This window comes from Mycobacterium sp. (assembly GCF_049278535.1).
In the GTDB taxonomy this organism is placed as follows: Bacteria; Actinomycetota; Actinomycetes; order Mycobacteriales; family Mycobacteriaceae; genus Mycobacterium.
Window position 1 is genome coordinate 38,320 of the sequence record NZ_JBAPMI010000275.1, and the last position, 17,353, is coordinate 55,672.

Sequence of the window (17,353 nt, forward strand, 5' to 3'; positions counted from 1 at the left end):
CATCGTCACCCGGCTAGAGTGACGTTTCGTGCGCGTTCTGGTGATCGGCTCCGGTGCCCGCGAACATGCCCTGTTACTGGCGTTTCGCGCCGATCCCCAGGTCGAGGCGCTGGCCATCGCTCCCGGCAATGCCGGCACCGCGTCGCTGGCTGACCAGCACGATGTCGATATCACCTCCGGCGCCGATGTCGTGGCGTTGGCCCGCGAGGTCAGGGCCGACCTGGTGGTGGTCGGTCCCGAGGTCCCCTTGGTGCTCGGCGTGGCCGACGCCGTACGCGACGCCGGGATCGCCTGCTTTGGCCCCAGCAGGGCGGCGGCCGAGATCGAAGGTTCCAAGGCCTTCGCCAAAGACGTGATGGCGGCCGCCGGTGTCCGCACCGCCTCAAGCGAGATCGTCGATAGCCCAGCATGTTTAGACGCAGCGCTGGACCGCTTCGGGCCCCCGGCCGGCGACCGCGCCTGGGTGGTCAAGGACGACCGGCTGGCGGCGGGCAAGGGCGTGGTGGTCACGCCCGACCGCAATGTTGCGCGCGCTCACGCCGCGGGGTTGCTCGAATCCGGACACCCGGTGCTGTTGGAGTCCTTCCTGGACGGACCAGAGGTTTCGCTGTTCTGCGTCGTCGACGGTGAGACCGTCGTGCCGCTGCTGGCAGCGCAGGACTTCAAGCGTGTCGGCGACGGCGACACCGGGCCCAATACCGGCGGGATGGGCGCCTACGCGCCACTGCCGTGGTTACCGTCCGATGTCTATCGCACAATGGTCACGAACATCGTGGAACCCGTTGCTGCCGAACTGGTCCGGCGCGGCGCCCGATTTTCCGGGCTGCTGTATGCCGGGCTGGCGATCACCGCTAACGGGCCGGCCGTCATCGAATTCAACTGCCGCTTCGGGGATCCGGAGACGCAGTCGGTACTCGCCCTGCTCGAGTCACCACTTGGTCAGCTGCTCAATGCTGCGGCGACCGGCACCCTGGAAAGTTTCGGTGACCTGAAGTGGCGCGACGGCTCGGCGGTGACGGTGGTGTTGGCCGCGGAGAACTATCCGGGCAAGCCGCGTGTCGGCGATCCGATCGCCGGCGCGGAGAGCAAGGGCGTGCTGCATGCCGGAACCGCCCGGCGTGACGACGGTGCGATCGTGTCGTCGGGCGGTCGCGTCCTGTCCGTGGTGGGAACCGGGACGGATCTGGCCGCGGCCCGCGCGGCCGCGTATGACATCCTGAAGTCGATCAAGTTGCCCGGCAGCCACTTTCGCACCGACATCGGATTGGCCGCCGCCGACGGCAAGATCAGCGTCTAGATGACAACGACCCGATCGCTGGCTTATCCACAGTTCGGATTTCATCCACAGATCGGTCTCGGTGCGGCGTGAGCTGCCAGATACGTCATAGGTGCTTCATAGCGTCGGGGTATGGGTTCATGGATGGGCGCCGACGAGGCACGAGAGCAGATCAGCGCTGCTCTCGATGCGATCGACGCGGCCCATGACTTGCTTCGTGACACCTCTTCGAACTTGGTGGGCAACAACTTTCGTGTCGACGTTGCCGAGCGCTTGGAAACCCAAGACCGCACCAACCGCGGTCTAATGTATCGGTTCTTCGGTGAGCTCGCGGACCCGCCCGACGAGTCCGGGTGCGTGGCAGCCGTGCGCGACCCGCTGTGGGCGCGGCTGCGAATCACTCCCAACGAAATCACCCGCCGCTTCAAAATGGCTGCGCGGATCCGGCCGCGGCGGTCGCTGACCGGCCCGCCGGTGCCGCCGGAGCTACCGGAGTTGGCGGCAGCGGTAGAGGCGGGCGCAATAGGCGAGGACCACATCCGTACGGTCTGCCGAGCGGTCGATGTGTTCCCTTCGTGCGTTTCGCCTGCCGATACCGCAGCTGCCGAGCGCACGCTGGTCGCCCATGCGACCAAAGTCGACTCCGGGATTGTCACCAAACTGGGTCAGCGCATCGCCGACTACCTCAACCCCGACGGTCAGTTCACCGACAGCGACCGCGCCCGCCGCCGCGGACTCCGACTCGGCCCGCAAGGCCCCGACGGCATGTCAGTACTGTCGGGGTTGCTCGATCCCGAGGCCCGCGCATACTTCGAAGCCATGGACGCCGCCGTGCGACCCGGCCGTCACCAACCGCGCAACGACGATGCCGATTCCCGCGATGAGCGCACACCCGCCCAGCGCTGCCATGACGCGCTGAAACTCGGCCTTCGAACGGCGATCGCCTCCGGCAAGCTCGGAACGCACCGCGGTCACCCCGTCACAGTTGTCATTACCGCCACACTGGCCGAACTCGATCGAGCCGCCCACGCCGCGACCGACCCGTCAATTCCCATGTCCGCACCGGCGCGAACCGGAGGTGGCTCGAGGCTGCCCATGCGAGATCTGATCCGCATGGCCGCCACAGCGATCCACTACCTGGCAGTGTTCGACGACCACATCGAGCGTCCGCTGTATCTGGGCCGCCAAAAGCGCATTGCCACCGCCGACCAAAGACTCATCTGCCACGCGCGCGACCGCGGCTGCACCTACCCCAACTGTCTCGAACCCGGCTACCGCTGCGAGGTCCACCATTCCCCGGGTTGGGCCAATGGCGGCCGCAGTGACGCCGACAAACTCTTCTTCGGCTGCGGATGCCACCACGGCATGGAAACTCGCGGCCAGCGTTCTACCGAGGTCACCGAAAGCGGGCGACTCGGCTGGACCGATGGCAACGGCCCGCCCCAGATCAACCTCGCCCACCACCCGGAAGAACTCCTCCGCGGCGACCCCGACCCGCCCCAACGCAGATAGGCGCAGCCAAGGCGTTAGATACCAGCCGCCTGGCCGTCGCGGCGTGGGTCGCTGACCGCCAGATACCCGTCCTCGAGTCGCCAGATGGCCTGGCAACTGCCGAACTGGTTGTAGTCGTCGGTGGTGATCAGTTGATGCCCGCGGCGCTGCAACCCATCCAAGGTGGACGCCGGAAAACCCGGCTCGCAGCACACCTGCAGTCCATGCGCCCAGCGGAAACGTGGGCCATCGCAGGCCGCCTGCGGGTTCTGGCCGTAGTCGACGATGCGCGCCACCACCTGCACATGGCCCTGCGGCTGCATCGGACCGCCCATCACCCCAAAGCTCATCATCGGGTCGCCGTCCTTGGTGAGAAAGGCCGGGATGATGGTGTGGTACGGACGTTTTCCCGGTCCTACCTGGTTCGGATGTCCCTGCTGCACAACGAAATCCGCGCCGCGATTCTGCAGCGCGATCCCGGTGCCCGGCACCACGACGCCTGAGCCGAAGCCCATATAGTTCGACTGGATCATGGACACCATCACGCCCGAGGCGTCCGCGGCGGTGAGGTACACGGTGCCCCCGCGTGGCGTCCCGGCCGACAGCGGCATGGCGCGGTCCCGATCGATCAACGTCGCGCGCTGCTGCAGATACTCCTTCTCGAGCAGCGCCTCCGGGCGGACTGTCATGTGCTCGATGTCTGACAGATAGGCCTGCGCATCGGCGAAAGCGAGCTTGACCGCTTCGATCTGCAGATGCACGCTATCGGCGGAATCCACTGCAAGCGAGGCCATGTCGAAGTGCTCGAGGATCCCGAGGGCGATCAATGCCACGATGCCCTGCCCATTAGGCGGTATTTCGTGCACCGTGTAACCGCGGTAGTCCCCGGAGATCGTGCCGACCCAGTCGGCGCGATGTGCGGCGAGATCGCCGGCCCGCATGGCGCCGCCGTTGGCCGACGAGTGCGCCTCCAGTTTGGCCGCCAGTTCGCCCCGGTAGAACGTCTCGCCAATGGTTGCCGCGATCGCCTCGAGCGTGCCGGCGTGCTCGGGCAGCCTGACCAGCTCGCCGGGATTCGGCGCACGGCCGCCGGGCATGAAAGCTTCGGCGAACCCCGGCTGGGATTCGAAAAGCGGCACTTGCGCGGCCCACTGGTCCGCGACGGTCGGCGAAAGCAGAAAGCCGTTGCGGGCGTACGAGATTGCCGGTTCGAAGAGCCGGTCGAACGGGAGCCGTCCGAATTTGTTGTGCAACTCGACCCACGCCGACACCGCGCCGGGCACCGTGACGGAGTTCCAGCCAAGCAGGGGGACGCCGTTGTCGCCGAAGAACTCTGGCGTCCACGCGGCGGGTGAGCGGCCCGACGCGTTCAGCCCGTGCAGTTGCCGTCCATCCCAGACGATGGCGAAGGCGTCGGAGCCGATGCCGTTGGAGACCGGCTCGACTACCGTCAATGCGATCGCCGTGGCGATTGCGGCGTCGACCGCGCTGCCGCCGTCGGCGAGCATCCGCAGACCCGCCTGGGCCGCGAGCGGTTGCGAGGTGCACACCACATTGGTCGCCAGAACCGGATTGCGCGGCCACGGGTAAGGCAGTTCCCATCCGAACGGCTGCACCGGCACAGTCTCTCAGCGTCCTCTGGCGGCGGCAACCACCCGATATCGTCGCCGCTACGGTAGCTGATACCATTACGCTTCTACGCTTATTTGTAATCCGCAAGCAGCCCGATCGAAGGTTGACCACATGCCCAAGCCCGTCATCGTCAGCGCAGTCCGGACCGCAATCGGGACATCGTTCAAGGGCTCGCTGGTCAATACCACGCCCGAATTTCTGGCGACCACGATTCTGCAGGAAGTGGTCCGGCGGTCCGGTGTCGACGTGGCCGATATCGACGATGTGATCTTTGCTGAATCCCATTACGGCGGGGGCGATATGGCCCGCTACGCCGCTGCTGCGTCAGGCATGACCTCCGTTCCGGGGCAGGCGGTCAACCGGCACTGCGCAGGCAGCCTCACCGCCGTGGCCAACGCGGCAGCACAGATCGGCTCCGGTGCCGAGAAGGTCGTGGTTGGCGGTGGCGTGCAGTCACTGTCGATGACTCCGATGATGAACTGGCGCATTCCCGGTCCGACCCTGGAATTCGAGGAGCGGTGGATTCCGCCGACCCATGTGGAGGCGCCCGACGCCCCGGGCCGCGACATGTCGATCACCGTCGGATGGAACACCGCGCAGGCCGTCGGGATCAGCCGCGAAGAGATGGATGCGTGGGCATTTCGTTCGCACCAGCGCGCGATCGGAGCGATCGACAGCGGCGCCTTCGTCGACGAGATCGTCCCGTTGAAGATCAAAGGGCTCGACGACGCGCTGGTGGAGTTCAGCGTCGACGAACATCCGCGCCGCGAAACCAGCCTCGAGAAACTCGCGTCGCTGAAGGTGCTGCACCCGGAGATCGAGGGATTCTCGATCACCGCGGGCAACAGCAGCGGCACCAATGACGCGGCAGCCGCGCTGACGCTGGCCGAAGAGGACTTCGCTCGATCTGCCGGGCTGAAGGTGCTGGGTTCGGTCAAGGCGTGGGCCTCGGCCGCCGTCGAGCCGAGGGACACCGGTCTTGGTGCGGTGAAGGTGATCGGCAAGGTGCTGGATCGGGCCGGACTGGCGCCCGGCGATGTCGCATTGTGGGAGATCAACGAAGCATTCGCATCGGTGCCGATCGCCGCGTGCCGCGAGTACGGGCTCGACGAGGACCTGGTCAACATCTACGGCAGCGGGTGCAGCCTGGGCCACCCCATCGCCGCCAGCGGTGCGCGGATGCTGACCACACTGGTGCACGAATTGGGTCGTCGCGGCGGCGGGATTGGTGTGGCCGCGATGTGCGCCGGCGGTGGCCAGGGCGGCGCCGTGGTGATCGAGGTCTAGCTCGAAGGCCCCTGCTCGATCAGCCGGCTGGCGTGATCGAGGATGCAGTTCAGGCCGTACTCGAAGTTGATGTCGTCGGCGACGCCGATGCGGTGACCTTTTTCGGTGAGCTTGGCGATCAGCGGCATGGTCTCGGGATCGATGACTGAGCTGCCGTCGCGGCGGTACGGCTCGGCTCCGCCGGATTTGTCTTGCAGTCGTTCCAGCACTGCGGCGCCTTGGGTGTGCACCGAGATGCTGGCGTAGGTGTCGAACGCGTCCTCCGGTGACAGGCCCGCCTCGACCAAAGTTGCGATCACCTTCTCCAACTTCCGGAACGCCGCCAGCGTTGCCTCTCGGCCGAACGTGCCGCGGATCAGGATCAGATCGCACAGGATCGGGTTGTCGCGGAAGGTCTGGCGCGTCTTTCGTGCGTGATCGCGCAACGAATCTCGCCAATCGTGGCCCTCGACAAAGGGTGTCGCAAAGTCGTACTGACCCAGCGCGCGGTCGGTCATCGCGTTGAGCAGATCGTCTTTTTTGCGGAAGTACCAGTAGATGCTCGTCACGCCGACGTCGAGATGCTTGGCTAACAGCGGCATGCTCAAACCGTCGACCGACACTTCGGCGGCTACGTCGAACGCCCCGTTGATGATTTCGTCGACGCTGATCGATCCGCGTTCACGCCGTTGGCGCTTGTCCGCGACGGCCTGCCTGGCCAATTCGGGTAACCTCCGTGGCTCTGGGCGCGCCGCAGCGCGCTATCGTTTCGAATATCGTAAGCCTTCTGGTAGGGGCTGCGGTCACAAGGGCAGCGGTTCTACGCAGTCAGCAGCGGCGCCATCCAGGTCAATTCGGAGGGCAGTTGCGCGCTCCAGAACGAACCGTCGTGGCCGCCCGGTGAGAATCCGCCCGCCGCTGGGCTGGGCAGCTGAGCAATGAACTGCTTCGTAGCGCCGTAGAACGGATCGCTGTTACCGCAATCCACTCTGATCGGGATCGATGCCAGCGCAGGCATGCCGAGCACCGAGTTCGCCGAGAAGTCGTCGGCGCCGTCGAACGCGCCCGGGGCAGCCGCGCCCGACGACATCCACAGCGCCGGGCTCACCGCACAGATCGCCGCGGTGCGGCCCGGGCCGAGCCGCCCGCCGAGTAGCAGCGCCCCGTAACCACCCATGGACCAGCCCAGAAATCCCACCCGGGAGGTATCCAGGCCCTGGCCACCCAGCATCGGGATGAGTTCGTTCAACACCATTGCGCCGCAGTCTTCGCCGGAAGCCCTTTTGTGCCAATAACTTCCACCACCATCGACGGCAACCACCGCGAACGGCGGCAGGCCGGCTGCGACGGCCTGGGCCAGCCCCTGTTCGACACCGCCCTCCATGACGGTGGCCGCGCTACTTCCCTTGCCGTGCAGCGCGATTACCGGCCGCAGCGGTTTGGTTTGTCCGGGTGGTCGTGCGATGGCCCAGTTGGTCGCCACTCCACCACGCGCCGCGGACACGAACGACCCGGTCACCATCGTCGGGGCCGGCGCAGGGTCGAGTGGCCGGTGCGGGGCCAGCGGAATCCCGGTGCCGGTCATGACTACTGGCGTTGCCACCCGAGGACGGCCGGGAAGCAAACGGTCCATCGCGTAGGCGCCGAGGGCTCCGGCCGCCGCGCCGGTGCCCAGGCGCAGGACGGCGCGACGACTCATTTCGGACATGCGGGCCATCATAAAGTGCCGCCGCGGGCCGACTCGTCGCTGCGTGATGCCTGGGGGTTTGCGCGAAAGCGCAATGCGGCACCAGCCTGACTGGCACCATGTCCTAGGTGACTGCAGCTATGGCTCCCAAGGGAGCCTTCGCTCCCAAGGTGGCTGTCGCTGCCAAGCCGGTCGCTGCCGCGCCGGCCGTTATCGCGGCGCCCGCCGCAGTCGCGCCCAAGCCAGTAGCGGCTCCTAAGGGAGCCGTCACACCCAAGGGCGAACGTCGTCGCTATGCACTGGTCAGCGCGGCCGCCGAGCTGTTGCGCGAAGGCGGGTTCGAAGCGGTCCGGCACCGCGCCGTCGCGCGTCGCGCAGGTCTTCCGCTGGCGTCGACCACGTACTACTTCTCCAGCCTGGACGACCTGATCGCCAGCGCGGTCGCGCACATCGGGATGCTCGAAGTCGCGCAGCTACGTGCCCAGGTAACCACGCTGTCGCGTAGGCGGCGCAGCGCCGACACCACAGCGGACCTGCTGGTCGACTTGCTCGTCGGCGGTGAATCCGAAACGCGCCTGACCGAACAGCTGATCTCGCGCTACGAGCGGCACATCGCCTGTGCCCGCCTGCCCGGACTGCGCGAGATACAGCGCCGCAGCCTGCGTCAGCGGGTCGACGCTGTTGCCGAGGTCATCGAAAAGTCAGGGCGCTCGGTGCGCCCGGAGCTCGTCTCGGCCTTGATCTGCACGGTCGACGGCGCCGTGGTTTCCGCGTTGGTCGACGACCGCCAGGATCCACGCGCCGTCGCGCGGGCGACCGTGATCGATGTCATTGACGCGGTGGCGCCGTTCGACCGGCGACCCATGCACGTTTGATTATTCCTCAGCTGAATTAACCAGTCGCACAGCGCTTTAACGTAGCGTCCGTTAGGTGTCGAGTTGTTGGCGAATCGCGGTCAACCCGCGCTGCGCTTCGTCGAGAAGTGTGGCGACGTGAGCGAGGCGCGCACGTAGATCGTCGGTATCCGGCTGCGGCGCGGGGCGACGCCGGCGGGTCGGCGCCACGCCGGGCGGCAGCGTCGGCGTGACGATATAGCCCGTCGCGAAATCGCCGTACACGGTCACGTCCTCGGGTCGGTGATACCAGTACAGCGCGACATATGCACACATCACGGCGTCGACGGGATCCTCGTCCCGGTCGAGTTGTACCGGTCGGGTAGCGGCCTCAACCCGCCGGCGGAGTTCCACCCACGACACGTTGTGGTTCACCCGAAGCCGGGGCGACGCCTTGTCGAGGCCCTCGATCAGCGTCATCAACTGCAGCAGCTGATGTTGCCGGGCCTCGAAAGAACCCTTCTTGTACTTCAGGGTCTTCGGCAAACCGAACAATGCGATGGTTGCCGGGTGCGGATACACCTCGATCGCCCGTCGTGACGAAGTCGACCCGGGATTCATGTCGAGGGTGAGTGCGTACGCGATCCGCGCGCCGCGCGGACTCTTGAAGGCGGGGTTGTCGGTGTTCGCCGGATGGGCGCCCGCCTCGAATTCATGGAAGTCGCGGTTGAGCGCGGTCTCGCAGGGCCGGGCTCCGGTCGGGTTCCGCACGATCAGCGGGGCGTCGATCGCCACTAGGCAGTCGTCGCTGACGTACGGTTCCACCGCCGCCTCGATGCTCGCATCGTCGTGCGCGGCACCGACGTGCAGCAGCCGGCCGTCGGAGTCGACCACGGCGACACCGGTGTTGTTCTTCTCGCCCCAGGCCAGATCGAGCCCAACAAAGTGCACGAGGCTTACTGTGCCTGATCCGCGCTCGGCGCGGCGCCGTTAAGCTGTGTGTTTGTGACAATCCCGAACGTACTTGCCAACCGCTACGCCAGCGCCGAGATGGTGGCGATCTGGTCGCCGGAGGCCAAGATCGTCGCCGAACGGCGGCTTTGGCTGGCAGTGCTGCGGGCGCAGGCGGAATTGGGTGTCTCGGTTCCCGAGACCGCCATCGCCGACTACGAACGTGTGCTCGAGGACCTTGACCTGGCCTCGATCGCCGCCCGCGAGCGGGTGCTGCGGCACGACGTGAAGGCCCGCATCGAGGAGTTCAACGCGCTGGCCGGCCACGAGCACGTGCACAAAGGCATGACCAGTCGCGACTTGACCGAGAACGTTGAGCAGCTACAGGTTCGCCGTTCGCTGGAATTGGTGTTCGCCCATGGGGTGGCCGTGGTGGCCCGGATGGCCGAGCGGGCGGCGACCTACCGCGACCTGGTGATGGCCGGTCGCAGCCACAACGTCGCGGCACAGGCCACCACGCTGGGCAAGCGGTTCGCCTCGGCAGCACAGGAAACCCTGGTCGCCTTGACCAGGCTGCGGGAGTTGATCGACCGCTACCCGTTGCGCGGTATCAAGGGCCCGATGGGAACCGCCCAGGACATGCTCGACTTGCTCGGCGGCGACCCGGCGAAGCTGGCCGACCTCGAACAGCGCATCGCCGACTTCCTGGGATTTGCAACGGTTTTGACCAGCGTCGGGCAGGTATATCCGCGTTCGCTCGACCACGACGTGGTGTCGGCGCTGGTGCAGCTGGGCGCCGGGCCGTCGTCGCTGGCGCACACCATCCGGCTGATGGCCGGCCACGATCTGGTCACCGAGGGTTTCGCGGCCGGGCAGGTCGGCTCGTCGGCGATGCCCCACAAGATGAACACCCGCAGCTGCGAGCGGGTCAACGGGCTTCAGGTGGTGCTGCGCGGCTACGCCTCGATGGCCGCCGAGCTTGCCGGGGCACAGTGGAACGAAGGGGATGTCTTCTGTTCGGTCGTGCGTCGAGTTACGTTGCCGGACAGCTTCTTCGCCGTCGATGGGCAGATCGAGACGATGCTGACCGTGCTCGATGAGTTCGGCGCCTATCCCGCGGTGATCCAGCGGGAGCTGGACCGGTACCTGCCGTTCCTGGCCACCACCAAGGTGTTGATCGCCGCGGTGCGCGCCGGTGTGGGCCGGGAAACTGCGCATGAGGTGATCAAGGAGCACGCGGTCGCCGCGGCGTTGGCGATGCGTGAGCAGGGCGCCGAGCCTGATCTGCTGGACCGGCTGGCCGCTGACTCGCGGCTGCCGCTGGATCGGGCCGCGATCGACGCCGCGCTGGCCGACCGCAAGGCGTTCATCGGCGCGGCCGGTGATCAGGTCGACGCGGTGGTTGCCGAGGTCGACGCGCTGGTAACCCGCTATCCCGATGCGGCCAAGTACACGCCGGGCGCGATCCTATGACACTGGCCGGGGCGCTATCCGCGGTCGACTTCACCGACCTGGACAACTTCGCCGACGGCTTTCCGCATGATCTATTCGCCACTCATCGGCGCGAAGCACCGGTCTACTGGCACCGCCCTACCGAGCATACGCCCGACGGCGAGGGCTTCTGGTCCATCGCTACATACGCGGAAACGCTTGCGGTGCTGAAAGATCCGTCGACCTACTCCTCGGTCACCGGTGGGGGTCGACCATTTGGCGGCACCCTGCTACAGGATCTTTCCATCGCGGGCCAGGTGCTGAACATGATGGACGATCCGCGGCATTCGCAGATTCGGCGACTGGTCAGCTCCGGGCTGACGCCGCGGATGATTCGTCTGGTCGAAGACGACCTTCGCGCCCGCACCCGCCGGCTGCTGGATGCGGTGGTGCCCGGTGAGCCGTTCGACTTCCTCGTCGAAATCGCCGCCGAACTACCGATGCAGATGATCTGCATTCTGCTGGGAGTGCCTGAATCCGAACGGCATTGGCTGTTCGAGGCCATCGAGCCACAATTCGACTTCGGCGGATCGCGCAAAGCGGCGCTGTCACAGTTGTCGGCCGAAGAGGCCGGCTCGCGGATGTACACCTACGGGCAGGAGTTGATCGCGTCGAAGCGTGTGCAACCGACCGACGACATGTTGTCGGTCGTCGCCAACGCAAAGTCGGAGGACTTGGGAGGGGAAGCCGCCGCGGCGATGTCCGACCTCGAGTTATATCTGTTCTTCAGCCTGCTGTTCAGTGCCGGTGCGGAGACGACCCGTAACGCGGTGGCCGGCGGGCTGTTGGCGCTGGCCGACCACCCGGAGCAAATGCGAGCGCTGCGTGAGGATTTCGACACGCTCCCGACGGCGGTCGAAGAGATGGTCCGGTGGACATCGCCGTCGCCGTCCAAGCGGCGCACGGCTACGCGTGACGTCACGCTCGGCGGTGCGTCGATCGCGGCGGGGCAGAAGGTGCAGATTTGGGAAGGTTCGGCCAACCGCGACGCGAGTGTGTTCGAGCGGCCGGATGAATTCGATATCGATCGAAAGCCGAATCCGCACTTAGGTTTTGGCCAAGGCGTGCATTACTGTCTGGGCGCCAACCTGGCCCGGTTGGAACTACGGGTGCTTTTCGAGGAGCTGCTGTCGCGGTTCGACTCTGTGCAGGTGGTGCGCGATGTCGAATGGACGCGCAGCAACCGGCACACCGGTATCCGGCACCTGGTCGTGGAGCTGCGCTAGCGAGTCCTGACTGCTATTCCCGCCGAGCGTAATTCGAGGGCGGCCAGGCCATGGACGGCGCGCGGGTCGCCGGCACGCCATGCCCCCACCGGGTCGGGGGTGACGGCGGTGAGGCGGGCCAGCGGCCGGTTGGCCAACGCCCGCAACGCCAGCAGCTGTGCACCGGCGGGGGTGGCGGCCAGCGCGCTCACAGTTAACTTGCGCCGGACGAACCGGATGCGTAGCGCCAACCACGGCACGACCACCCCGAGAGTCGGCGGGGCGGCGACCGCCAGCGCCAGTACCACGGCCAGCCAGCTCGCGGTGCTGTCCAGGTTATGGCCGGCGCCGGCGATGTCCAGCGCGGCCTTGCTGGCCGCGGTCAGCGGCTCGCTGATGGCGCCGCCGACCAGTGGGATGTGCTCGGCGCTGTGGCCGGCCGACTGGAGGCTGTCCGCGACGCCGTCCGCGCCGCCTTGGACCTGCCGACCCACCTCGGCGATCGTCGAGACCGCACTGTGGACGGCCAGGCCGACGAGCACCCAGATGAATGTCCAGATGACCACCACGATGTCGCTGACCAGCTGAGCCAGCAGCCGGCCCGGCGTTGTGGCATAGGGGACAATCCGCGATTTCATACGCCCGATCCCAGCACAGGGGTCGGTCTGTAGGTCGGCTTTCTGCTAACCGCTGGGTCCGGCGGCCGGGCTTCTCCTCGGGCCGTTCAGGTCCGCATCGTCGCCCGGCTGGGTCCGATGGCCCGGCTTCTCCTCGGACCTTTCAGGTCCGCATCGTCGCCCGGCTACGCTGTCTCGATGCGTCCCGCTCTGTCCGACTATCAGCACCTGGCCAGTGGCAAAGTCCGCGAGCTGTACCGCATCGACGATGGTCACCTGCTGTTCGTCGCGACCGACCGGATCTCGGCATTCGACTACGTGCTCGACAGCATGATTCCCGACAAGGGTCGCATCCTGACCGCGATGAGCGTGTTCTTCTTCGGTCTCGTGGACGCGCCGAACCACTTGGCCGGGCCGCCCGACGATCCGCGTATCCCCGACGAAGTCCTGGGGCGCGCACTGGTGGTGCATGAGCTCGACATGGCTCCGGTGGAGTGCGTCGCCCGCGGCTATCTCACCGGCTCGGGTTTATTGGACTATGAGCAGTCCGGCAAGGTATGCGGCATCACCCTGCCGCCGGGCCTGGTCGAGGCCAGCAGGTTCGCTTCGCCGTTGTTCACACCCGCGACGAAAGCCGAACTGGGACAACATGACGAGAACATTCCATTTGCCAAGGTGATCGAAATGGTCGGCGGCGTCCGGGCTAACCAGTTGCGTGACCGGACGTTGCAGACCTATATACAGGCCGCCGACCACGCGCTCACGAAGGGAATCATCATCGCCGACACCAAATTCGAGTTCGGTGTCAATGGCCACGGCAACCTGTTACTGGCCGACGAGGTCTTCACCCCCGATTCATCGCGCTACTGGCCCGCCGCCGAGTACCGGGTCGGCGAGGTGCAGAACAGTTTCGACAAGCAGTTCGTCCGCAACTGGTTGACCGGCCCCGAGTCAGGCTGGGATCGCGGCGGATCCGAGCCGCCACCCCCGCTACCGGACACCATCATCGACGCCACCCGGTCCCGCTATGTGGAGGCTTACGAACGCATTTCCGGATTGCGCTTCGAGGATTGGATCGGTCCTAGCGAATGAGCGATACTGCTAAACCGCCGAGCGCCAAACGGGTCGACTCTCGGCGAGAATTCCACGGTGATGTGTTCATCGATCCCTACGAATGGCTACGCGACAAGTCCAGCCCGGAGGTGCTCTCTTATCTGGAGGCCGAGAACGACTACGCCGAACAGGCGACCGCCCCACTCGAGCCGTTGCGGCAGAAGATCTTCGACGAGATCAAAGCACGCACCAAGGAAACCGACCTGTCCGTGCCGGTCCGGCGTGGCGACTGGTGGTACTACGCCCGCAGCTTCGAAGGTAAGCAGTACGGTCTCCAATGCCGTTGTGCGGTAGTCGATCCGGACGACTGGAACCCGCCGGTCTTCGATGAGCACACCGAGATCCCGGGTGAGCAGGTACTGCTCGACGAGAACGTTGAAGCCGAAGGTCATGACTTCTTCTCGCTGGGCGCCGCCAGCATCAGCCCTGACGGGAACGTGCTGGCCTACTCCGTCGACGTGGTCGGCGATGAGCGTTATACGTTGCGGTTCAGGAACCTTCGCACCGGAGAGCAGTACCCCGACGAGATCGTCGGCATCGGCGCAGGGGCGACCTGGGCCACCGACAACCGAACCGTTTACTACGTCACCCTCGACGCTGCATGGCGTCCCGATACGGTGTGGCGCCATCGACTTGCGTCCGGCCTGGCCGCCGAAAAGGTGTACCACGAAGCCGACGAGAAGTATTGGCTCGCAGTGGGCCGAACCCGTAGCGACGCATACGTCCTGATCGCCGCGGGATCGGCGATCACGTCGGAGGTCCGCTACGCCGACGCCGCCGACCCGCACGCCGACTTCGTCACCGTGCTGCCGCGCCGCGATGGCATCGAGTACTCCGTGGAGCACGCGATCGTCGGTGGGCAGCACCGTTTCCTGATCCTGCACAACGACAATGCGGTGAACTTCATGCTGGCGGAGGCGCCTGTCGAGGACCCCGCCGCCCAGCGCACCCTGATCGAGCACCGCGACGACGTGCGACTGGACGGCGTCGACGCGTTCGCCGGACACTTGGTGGTCAGCTACCGCGGCGAGGCGTTACCGCGAATCCAGTTGTGGCCCATCAACGGCGACGACTACGGACATCCCGAGGAGATTTCATTCGACTCCGAGCTGATGTCGGCCGGGTTGGGCGCCAACCCGAATTGGGACTCACCCAAGCTGCGGATCGGTGCGGGCTCGTTCGTCACCCCGGTGCGCATCTACGACCTGGACCTGGTCACCGGTCAGCGGACACTGTTGCGCGAGCAGCCGGTGCTGGGGGAGTACCACCGCGAGGATTACGTCGAACGTCGTGACTGGGCCGAGGCGGCCGACGGAACCAAGATCCCGATTTCGATCGTCCACCGCGCCGGTATCGAATTCCCAGCGCCGGCACTGGTTTACGGCTACGGGGCATACGAGATCTGCGAGGATCCGCGATTCTCGATTGCGCGGCTCTCGCTGCTGGACCGCGGGATGGTCTTCGTTGTCGCCCATGTCCGCGGCGGGGGCGAGATGGGCCGGCTCTGGTACGAGCACGGCAAGCTGCTCGAGAAGAAGAACACCTTCACCGACTTTGTCTCGGTCGGAGAGCATCTGGTGGACACCGGGTTGACCCGCCCGCAGCAGTTGGTCGCGCTGGGCGGTAGTGCCGGTGGCTTACTCATGGGCGCGGTGGCCAACATGGCGCCCGCTCTTTTCGCGGGCATTCTGGCGCAGGTACCGTTCGTCGACCCGTTGACCACGATTCTGGATCCGTCGCTACCGCTGACTGTCACCGAGTGGGACGAATGGGGAAACCCGTTGAGCGACAGCGATGTTTACCATTACATGAAATCGTATTCGCCGTACGAGAATGTCGCGGAGCAGAAGTATCCGGCGATCCTCGCGATGACCTCGCTGCACGACACCCGGGTCTACTACGTCGAGCCGGCGAAATGGGTTGCGGCGCTGCGACACACGAAGACCGACGGTAATCCGGTGCTGTTGAAGACCCAGATGACCGCCGGCCACGGTGGTATCAGCGGGCGCTACGAACGTTGGAAAGAAACCGCCTACCAATACGCGTGGTTGCTAGCAGCAGCCGATCGCGACCACTACGGCAGCGGCCAGGTAGACGATCTCCTCAGCGGTGCGCCGGGGTAGCTGGGTCGTCATCGACTGAGTCGGATCGCGGCGATGCTCTTCGAGGAGTAGTGCTCTACACAGGCACCGTGGCCTGAGCCCGTCCGGCCGGAGGTGGCTTGTTTGGCAGGAACGCCACCGGCAGCAGCGTCAGCGCGACAACGACGATCGACACCACCAAGACGAGTGTGTAGGCATGGGTGAGGTCGTGCATCAGCCGGATGGTGAAATCGGCCGAGACGTCGTGGTGGGTTGGCACCGATGCACCGTGCTTGGTGAATTTGCCGCGCAGGATGCCGAGTTTCTCGGCGGCACCGATGGTTTCGCTACGGTTGAACTGACTGGTCAGGATCACCGACATCAGTGCGGTCCCGACTGCGACGGCGACGTGTTGGTTGACGCTGAGCAGTGTCGATCCGCGCGCCACCTCATGGGGTGCTAACGTCTGGACCGCTGCTCCGGACAGCGGTGTCAGGGTGCAGCCAAGGCCGATGCCGGTTATCACCAGTCCCACCAGCAAGGTCGGTAGATAATCCGCGTGTTGCCATGTGCCATAAGCGAATATGCTCAGGCCGGTGGCGATCGCGGCGATCCCGACCAGCAGGATATTGCGGGGTCCGCGTTTGTCCATCAACGTGCCCGCCAGCGGCATCGTGAGCATCGCGCCGAGTCCCTGGGGGATCAGCTGCAGCCCGGACTGCAGCGGCGTCTCGTGCAGCAGCTGTTGCAGACAACTCGGGACCACCAGAAAGGCCCCGAAAAAACCGACGGAGAATGCGAACATCGCGGAGTTGGACAGCGTCACTGCGCGATTCTTGAACAACGTCAGGTCGATGAGCGGATGGTCGGCGCGGTGCAGCGCGTGCAGAACAAACGCGGTGATCAACACGATTCCGATCAGCCCCGGTATCCACACATGGTTGTCGGTGAAGCTGTCGTGCCGCGGCACCGAGGAGATGCCGAACAGCAGTGTTGCCAATCCCGGCGACAGCAACAGTATTCCGACGAAGTCGAAGGCCTCCGACGGTCGTGGGCGATCCTTGGGAAAGATCAGCGCCGCGAACACCAGCAGGATCGCGCCAACCGGCAGATTGATCCGGAAGATCCATTCCCAGCCATACGCGTTGATCAGCCAGCCGCCCAGCACCGGTCCGCCCATCGGGGCGAGCAGCATCGGGATACCGAGCACCGCCATCAACCTGCCGAGCCGCCTCGGACCGGCTTCGCGCGTCAAGATGATCAGGGTCAGTGGCACCAGCATCCCACCGCCGAAACCCTGGATGACTCGAAATGCGATGAGCTGGGTGATGTTTGACGCCATCGAGCACAGCAGCGAAGCCAAGGTGAACCACAACGCCGCACCCATGAACAGCCGCTTGGTGCCGAAGCGGTCCGATGCCCAACCGGCCAGTGGAATCACAGTGGCCTGCCCGAGCGTATAGCCTGTGATCGTCCACGCGACGACGGCCTGGGTGGAGGCGAACTCCGCGATGAACGTGCGCTGCGCGACGCTGACGACAGTGCCGTCCAGGATCGCCATCACCGAGGCGAGAATGCAGACACCGGCGATGCGCAGCAGGCCGGCATCGAGCGAATCTGGATAGTCGGGGAGATCGTTGGCGGCGGGTTCGGCGTTGGTGGTCGGTACCGCGCGAGAAACCATGGTCACCAGCGTAACGAGTAGGTAGC

Annotated in this window: 14 protein-coding genes; 8 read left to right on the top strand and 6 right to left on the bottom strand. The window is 65.7% G+C overall.

All coding sequences use genetic code 11. The features are described from left to right. Positions 1-28 precede the first annotated feature (28 nt). The gene (gene purD, locus WAO18_RS18660; protein ID WP_422207714.1) at positions 29-1,297 is read left to right on the top strand and encodes a phosphoribosylamine--glycine ligase; all 1,269 of its coding nucleotides are present in this window, start codon (positions 29-31) and stop codon (positions 1,295-1,297) included. A 111-nt stretch (positions 1,298-1,408) separates the two neighbouring features. After that, a complete protein-coding gene (locus WAO18_RS18665; protein ID WP_422207715.1) occupies positions 1,409-2,788 on the top strand; it encodes an HNH endonuclease signature motif containing protein in 1,380 nt (459 codons plus the stop codon). Positions 2,789-2,802: 14 nt separating this feature from the next. On the opposite strand, the gene ggt is transcribed toward WAO18_RS18665, so the two are convergent. Beyond that, positions 2,803-4,383 carry a gamma-glutamyltransferase gene (gene ggt, locus WAO18_RS18670; RefSeq protein WP_422207716.1) on the bottom strand — a complete coding sequence of 527 codons (1,581 nt, stop codon included), beginning with the start codon at positions 4,381-4,383 and terminating at the stop codon, positions 2,803-2,805. Positions 4,384-4,510: 127 nt separating this feature from the next. Here ggt and WAO18_RS18675 point away from each other — a divergent pair, with 127 nt between their 5' ends. Further along, complete coding sequence (locus tag WAO18_RS18675) at positions 4,511-5,686, top strand: thiolase family protein (RefSeq protein WP_422207717.1); 1,176 nt, start codon at positions 4,511-4,513, stop codon at positions 5,684-5,686. Here the strand turns inward: WAO18_RS18675 and WAO18_RS18680 are convergent. Together WAO18_RS18680 and WAO18_RS18685 are read right to left on the bottom strand one after the other, a co-directional pair. Further along, positions 5,683-6,387 carry a TetR/AcrR family transcriptional regulator gene (locus tag WAO18_RS18680; protein ID WP_422207718.1) on the bottom strand — a complete coding sequence of 235 codons (705 nt, stop codon included), beginning with the start codon at positions 6,385-6,387 and terminating at the stop codon, positions 5,683-5,685. The two genes, WAO18_RS18675 and WAO18_RS18680, sit on opposite strands and share 4 nt — an antisense overlap. 98 nt (positions 6,388-6,485) lie before the next feature. After that, positions 6,486-7,385: an alpha/beta hydrolase-fold protein gene (locus tag WAO18_RS18685; protein ID WP_422207719.1), complete on the bottom strand. Its 900-nt coding sequence runs from the start codon at positions 7,383-7,385 to the stop codon at positions 6,486-6,488. Between the two features lie 95 nt (positions 7,386-7,480). On the opposite strand from WAO18_RS18685, the gene WAO18_RS18690 reads away from it, so the two are divergent. Next, positions 7,481-8,227, top strand: coding sequence for a TetR/AcrR family transcriptional regulator (locus WAO18_RS18690; RefSeq protein WP_422207720.1), 747 nt, complete (start codon positions 7,481-7,483; stop codon positions 8,225-8,227). Positions 8,228-8,278: 51 nt separating this feature from the next. Here WAO18_RS18690 and WAO18_RS18695 read toward each other — a convergent pair whose 3' ends face one another. Then, a complete protein-coding gene (locus WAO18_RS18695; protein ID WP_422207721.1) occupies positions 8,279-9,136 on the bottom strand; it encodes a DUF429 domain-containing protein in 858 nt (285 codons plus the stop codon). A 54-nt stretch (positions 9,137-9,190) separates the two neighbouring features. Here WAO18_RS18695 and purB point away from each other — a divergent pair, with 54 nt between their 5' ends. Continuing rightward, positions 9,191-10,609, top strand: a complete 1,419-nt coding sequence (purB, locus tag WAO18_RS18700) for an adenylosuccinate lyase (RefSeq protein ID WP_422207722.1) — start codon at positions 9,191-9,193, stop codon at positions 10,607-10,609. Beyond that, a complete protein-coding gene (locus WAO18_RS18705) occupies positions 10,606-11,853 on the top strand; it encodes a cytochrome P450 (RefSeq protein WP_422207723.1) in 1,248 nt (415 codons plus the stop codon). The genes purB and WAO18_RS18705 overlap by 4 nt, the downstream gene beginning before the upstream one ends. On the opposite strand, the gene WAO18_RS18710 is transcribed toward WAO18_RS18705, so the two are convergent. After that, positions 11,850-12,470, bottom strand: coding sequence for a hypothetical protein (locus tag WAO18_RS18710; protein ID WP_422207724.1), 621 nt, complete (start codon positions 12,468-12,470; stop codon positions 11,850-11,852). The genes WAO18_RS18705 and WAO18_RS18710 overlap by 4 nt on opposite strands. A gap of 177 nt (positions 12,471-12,647) precedes the next feature. On the opposite strand from WAO18_RS18710, the gene WAO18_RS18715 reads away from it, so the two are divergent. Then, a complete protein-coding gene (locus tag WAO18_RS18715; protein ID WP_422207725.1) occupies positions 12,648-13,541 on the top strand; it encodes a phosphoribosylaminoimidazolesuccinocarboxamide synthase in 894 nt (297 codons plus the stop codon). Continuing rightward, on the top strand, positions 13,538-15,685 hold the full coding sequence (locus WAO18_RS18720) for a S9 family peptidase (RefSeq protein ID WP_422207726.1): 2,148 nt from the start codon (positions 13,538-13,540) through the stop codon (positions 15,683-15,685). The genes WAO18_RS18715 and WAO18_RS18720 overlap by 4 nt, the downstream gene beginning before the upstream one ends. Before the next feature lie 55 nt (positions 15,686-15,740). Here WAO18_RS18720 and WAO18_RS18725 read toward each other — a convergent pair whose 3' ends face one another. After that, positions 15,741-17,327, bottom strand: coding sequence for a DHA2 family efflux MFS transporter permease subunit (locus WAO18_RS18725; RefSeq protein ID WP_422207730.1), 1,587 nt, complete (start codon positions 17,325-17,327; stop codon positions 15,741-15,743). Between the last annotated feature and the right edge of the window lie 26 nt (positions 17,328-17,353).

Excerpts from the sequence above, each read along its gene's own strand:
- WAO18_RS18725 (WP_422207730.1), bottom strand. The coding sequence starts at position 17,327 with ATGGTTTCTCGCGCGGTACCGACCACCAACGCCGAACCCGCCGCCAAC.
- WAO18_RS18705 (WP_422207723.1), top strand. The coding sequence starts at position 10,606 with ATGACACTGGCCGGGGCGCTATCCGCGGTCGACTTCACCGACCTGGAC.
- WAO18_RS18665 (WP_422207715.1), top strand. The coding sequence starts at position 1,409 with ATGGGTTCATGGATGGGCGCCGACGAGGCACGAGAGCAGATCAGCGCT.
- WAO18_RS18675 (WP_422207717.1), top strand. The coding sequence starts at position 4,511 with ATGCCCAAGCCCGTCATCGTCAGCGCAGTCCGGACCGCAATCGGGACA.
- WAO18_RS18685 (WP_422207719.1), bottom strand. The coding sequence starts at position 7,385 with ATGATGGCCCGCATGTCCGAAATGAGTCGTCGCGCCGTCCTGCGCCTG.
- WAO18_RS18715 (WP_422207725.1), top strand. The coding sequence starts at position 12,648 with ATGCGTCCCGCTCTGTCCGACTATCAGCACCTGGCCAGTGGCAAAGTC.
- WAO18_RS18710 (WP_422207724.1), bottom strand. The coding sequence starts at position 12,470 with ATGAAATCGCGGATTGTCCCCTATGCCACAACGCCGGGCCGGCTGCTG.
- WAO18_RS18720 (WP_422207726.1), top strand. The coding sequence starts at position 13,538 with ATGAGCGATACTGCTAAACCGCCGAGCGCCAAACGGGTCGACTCTCGG.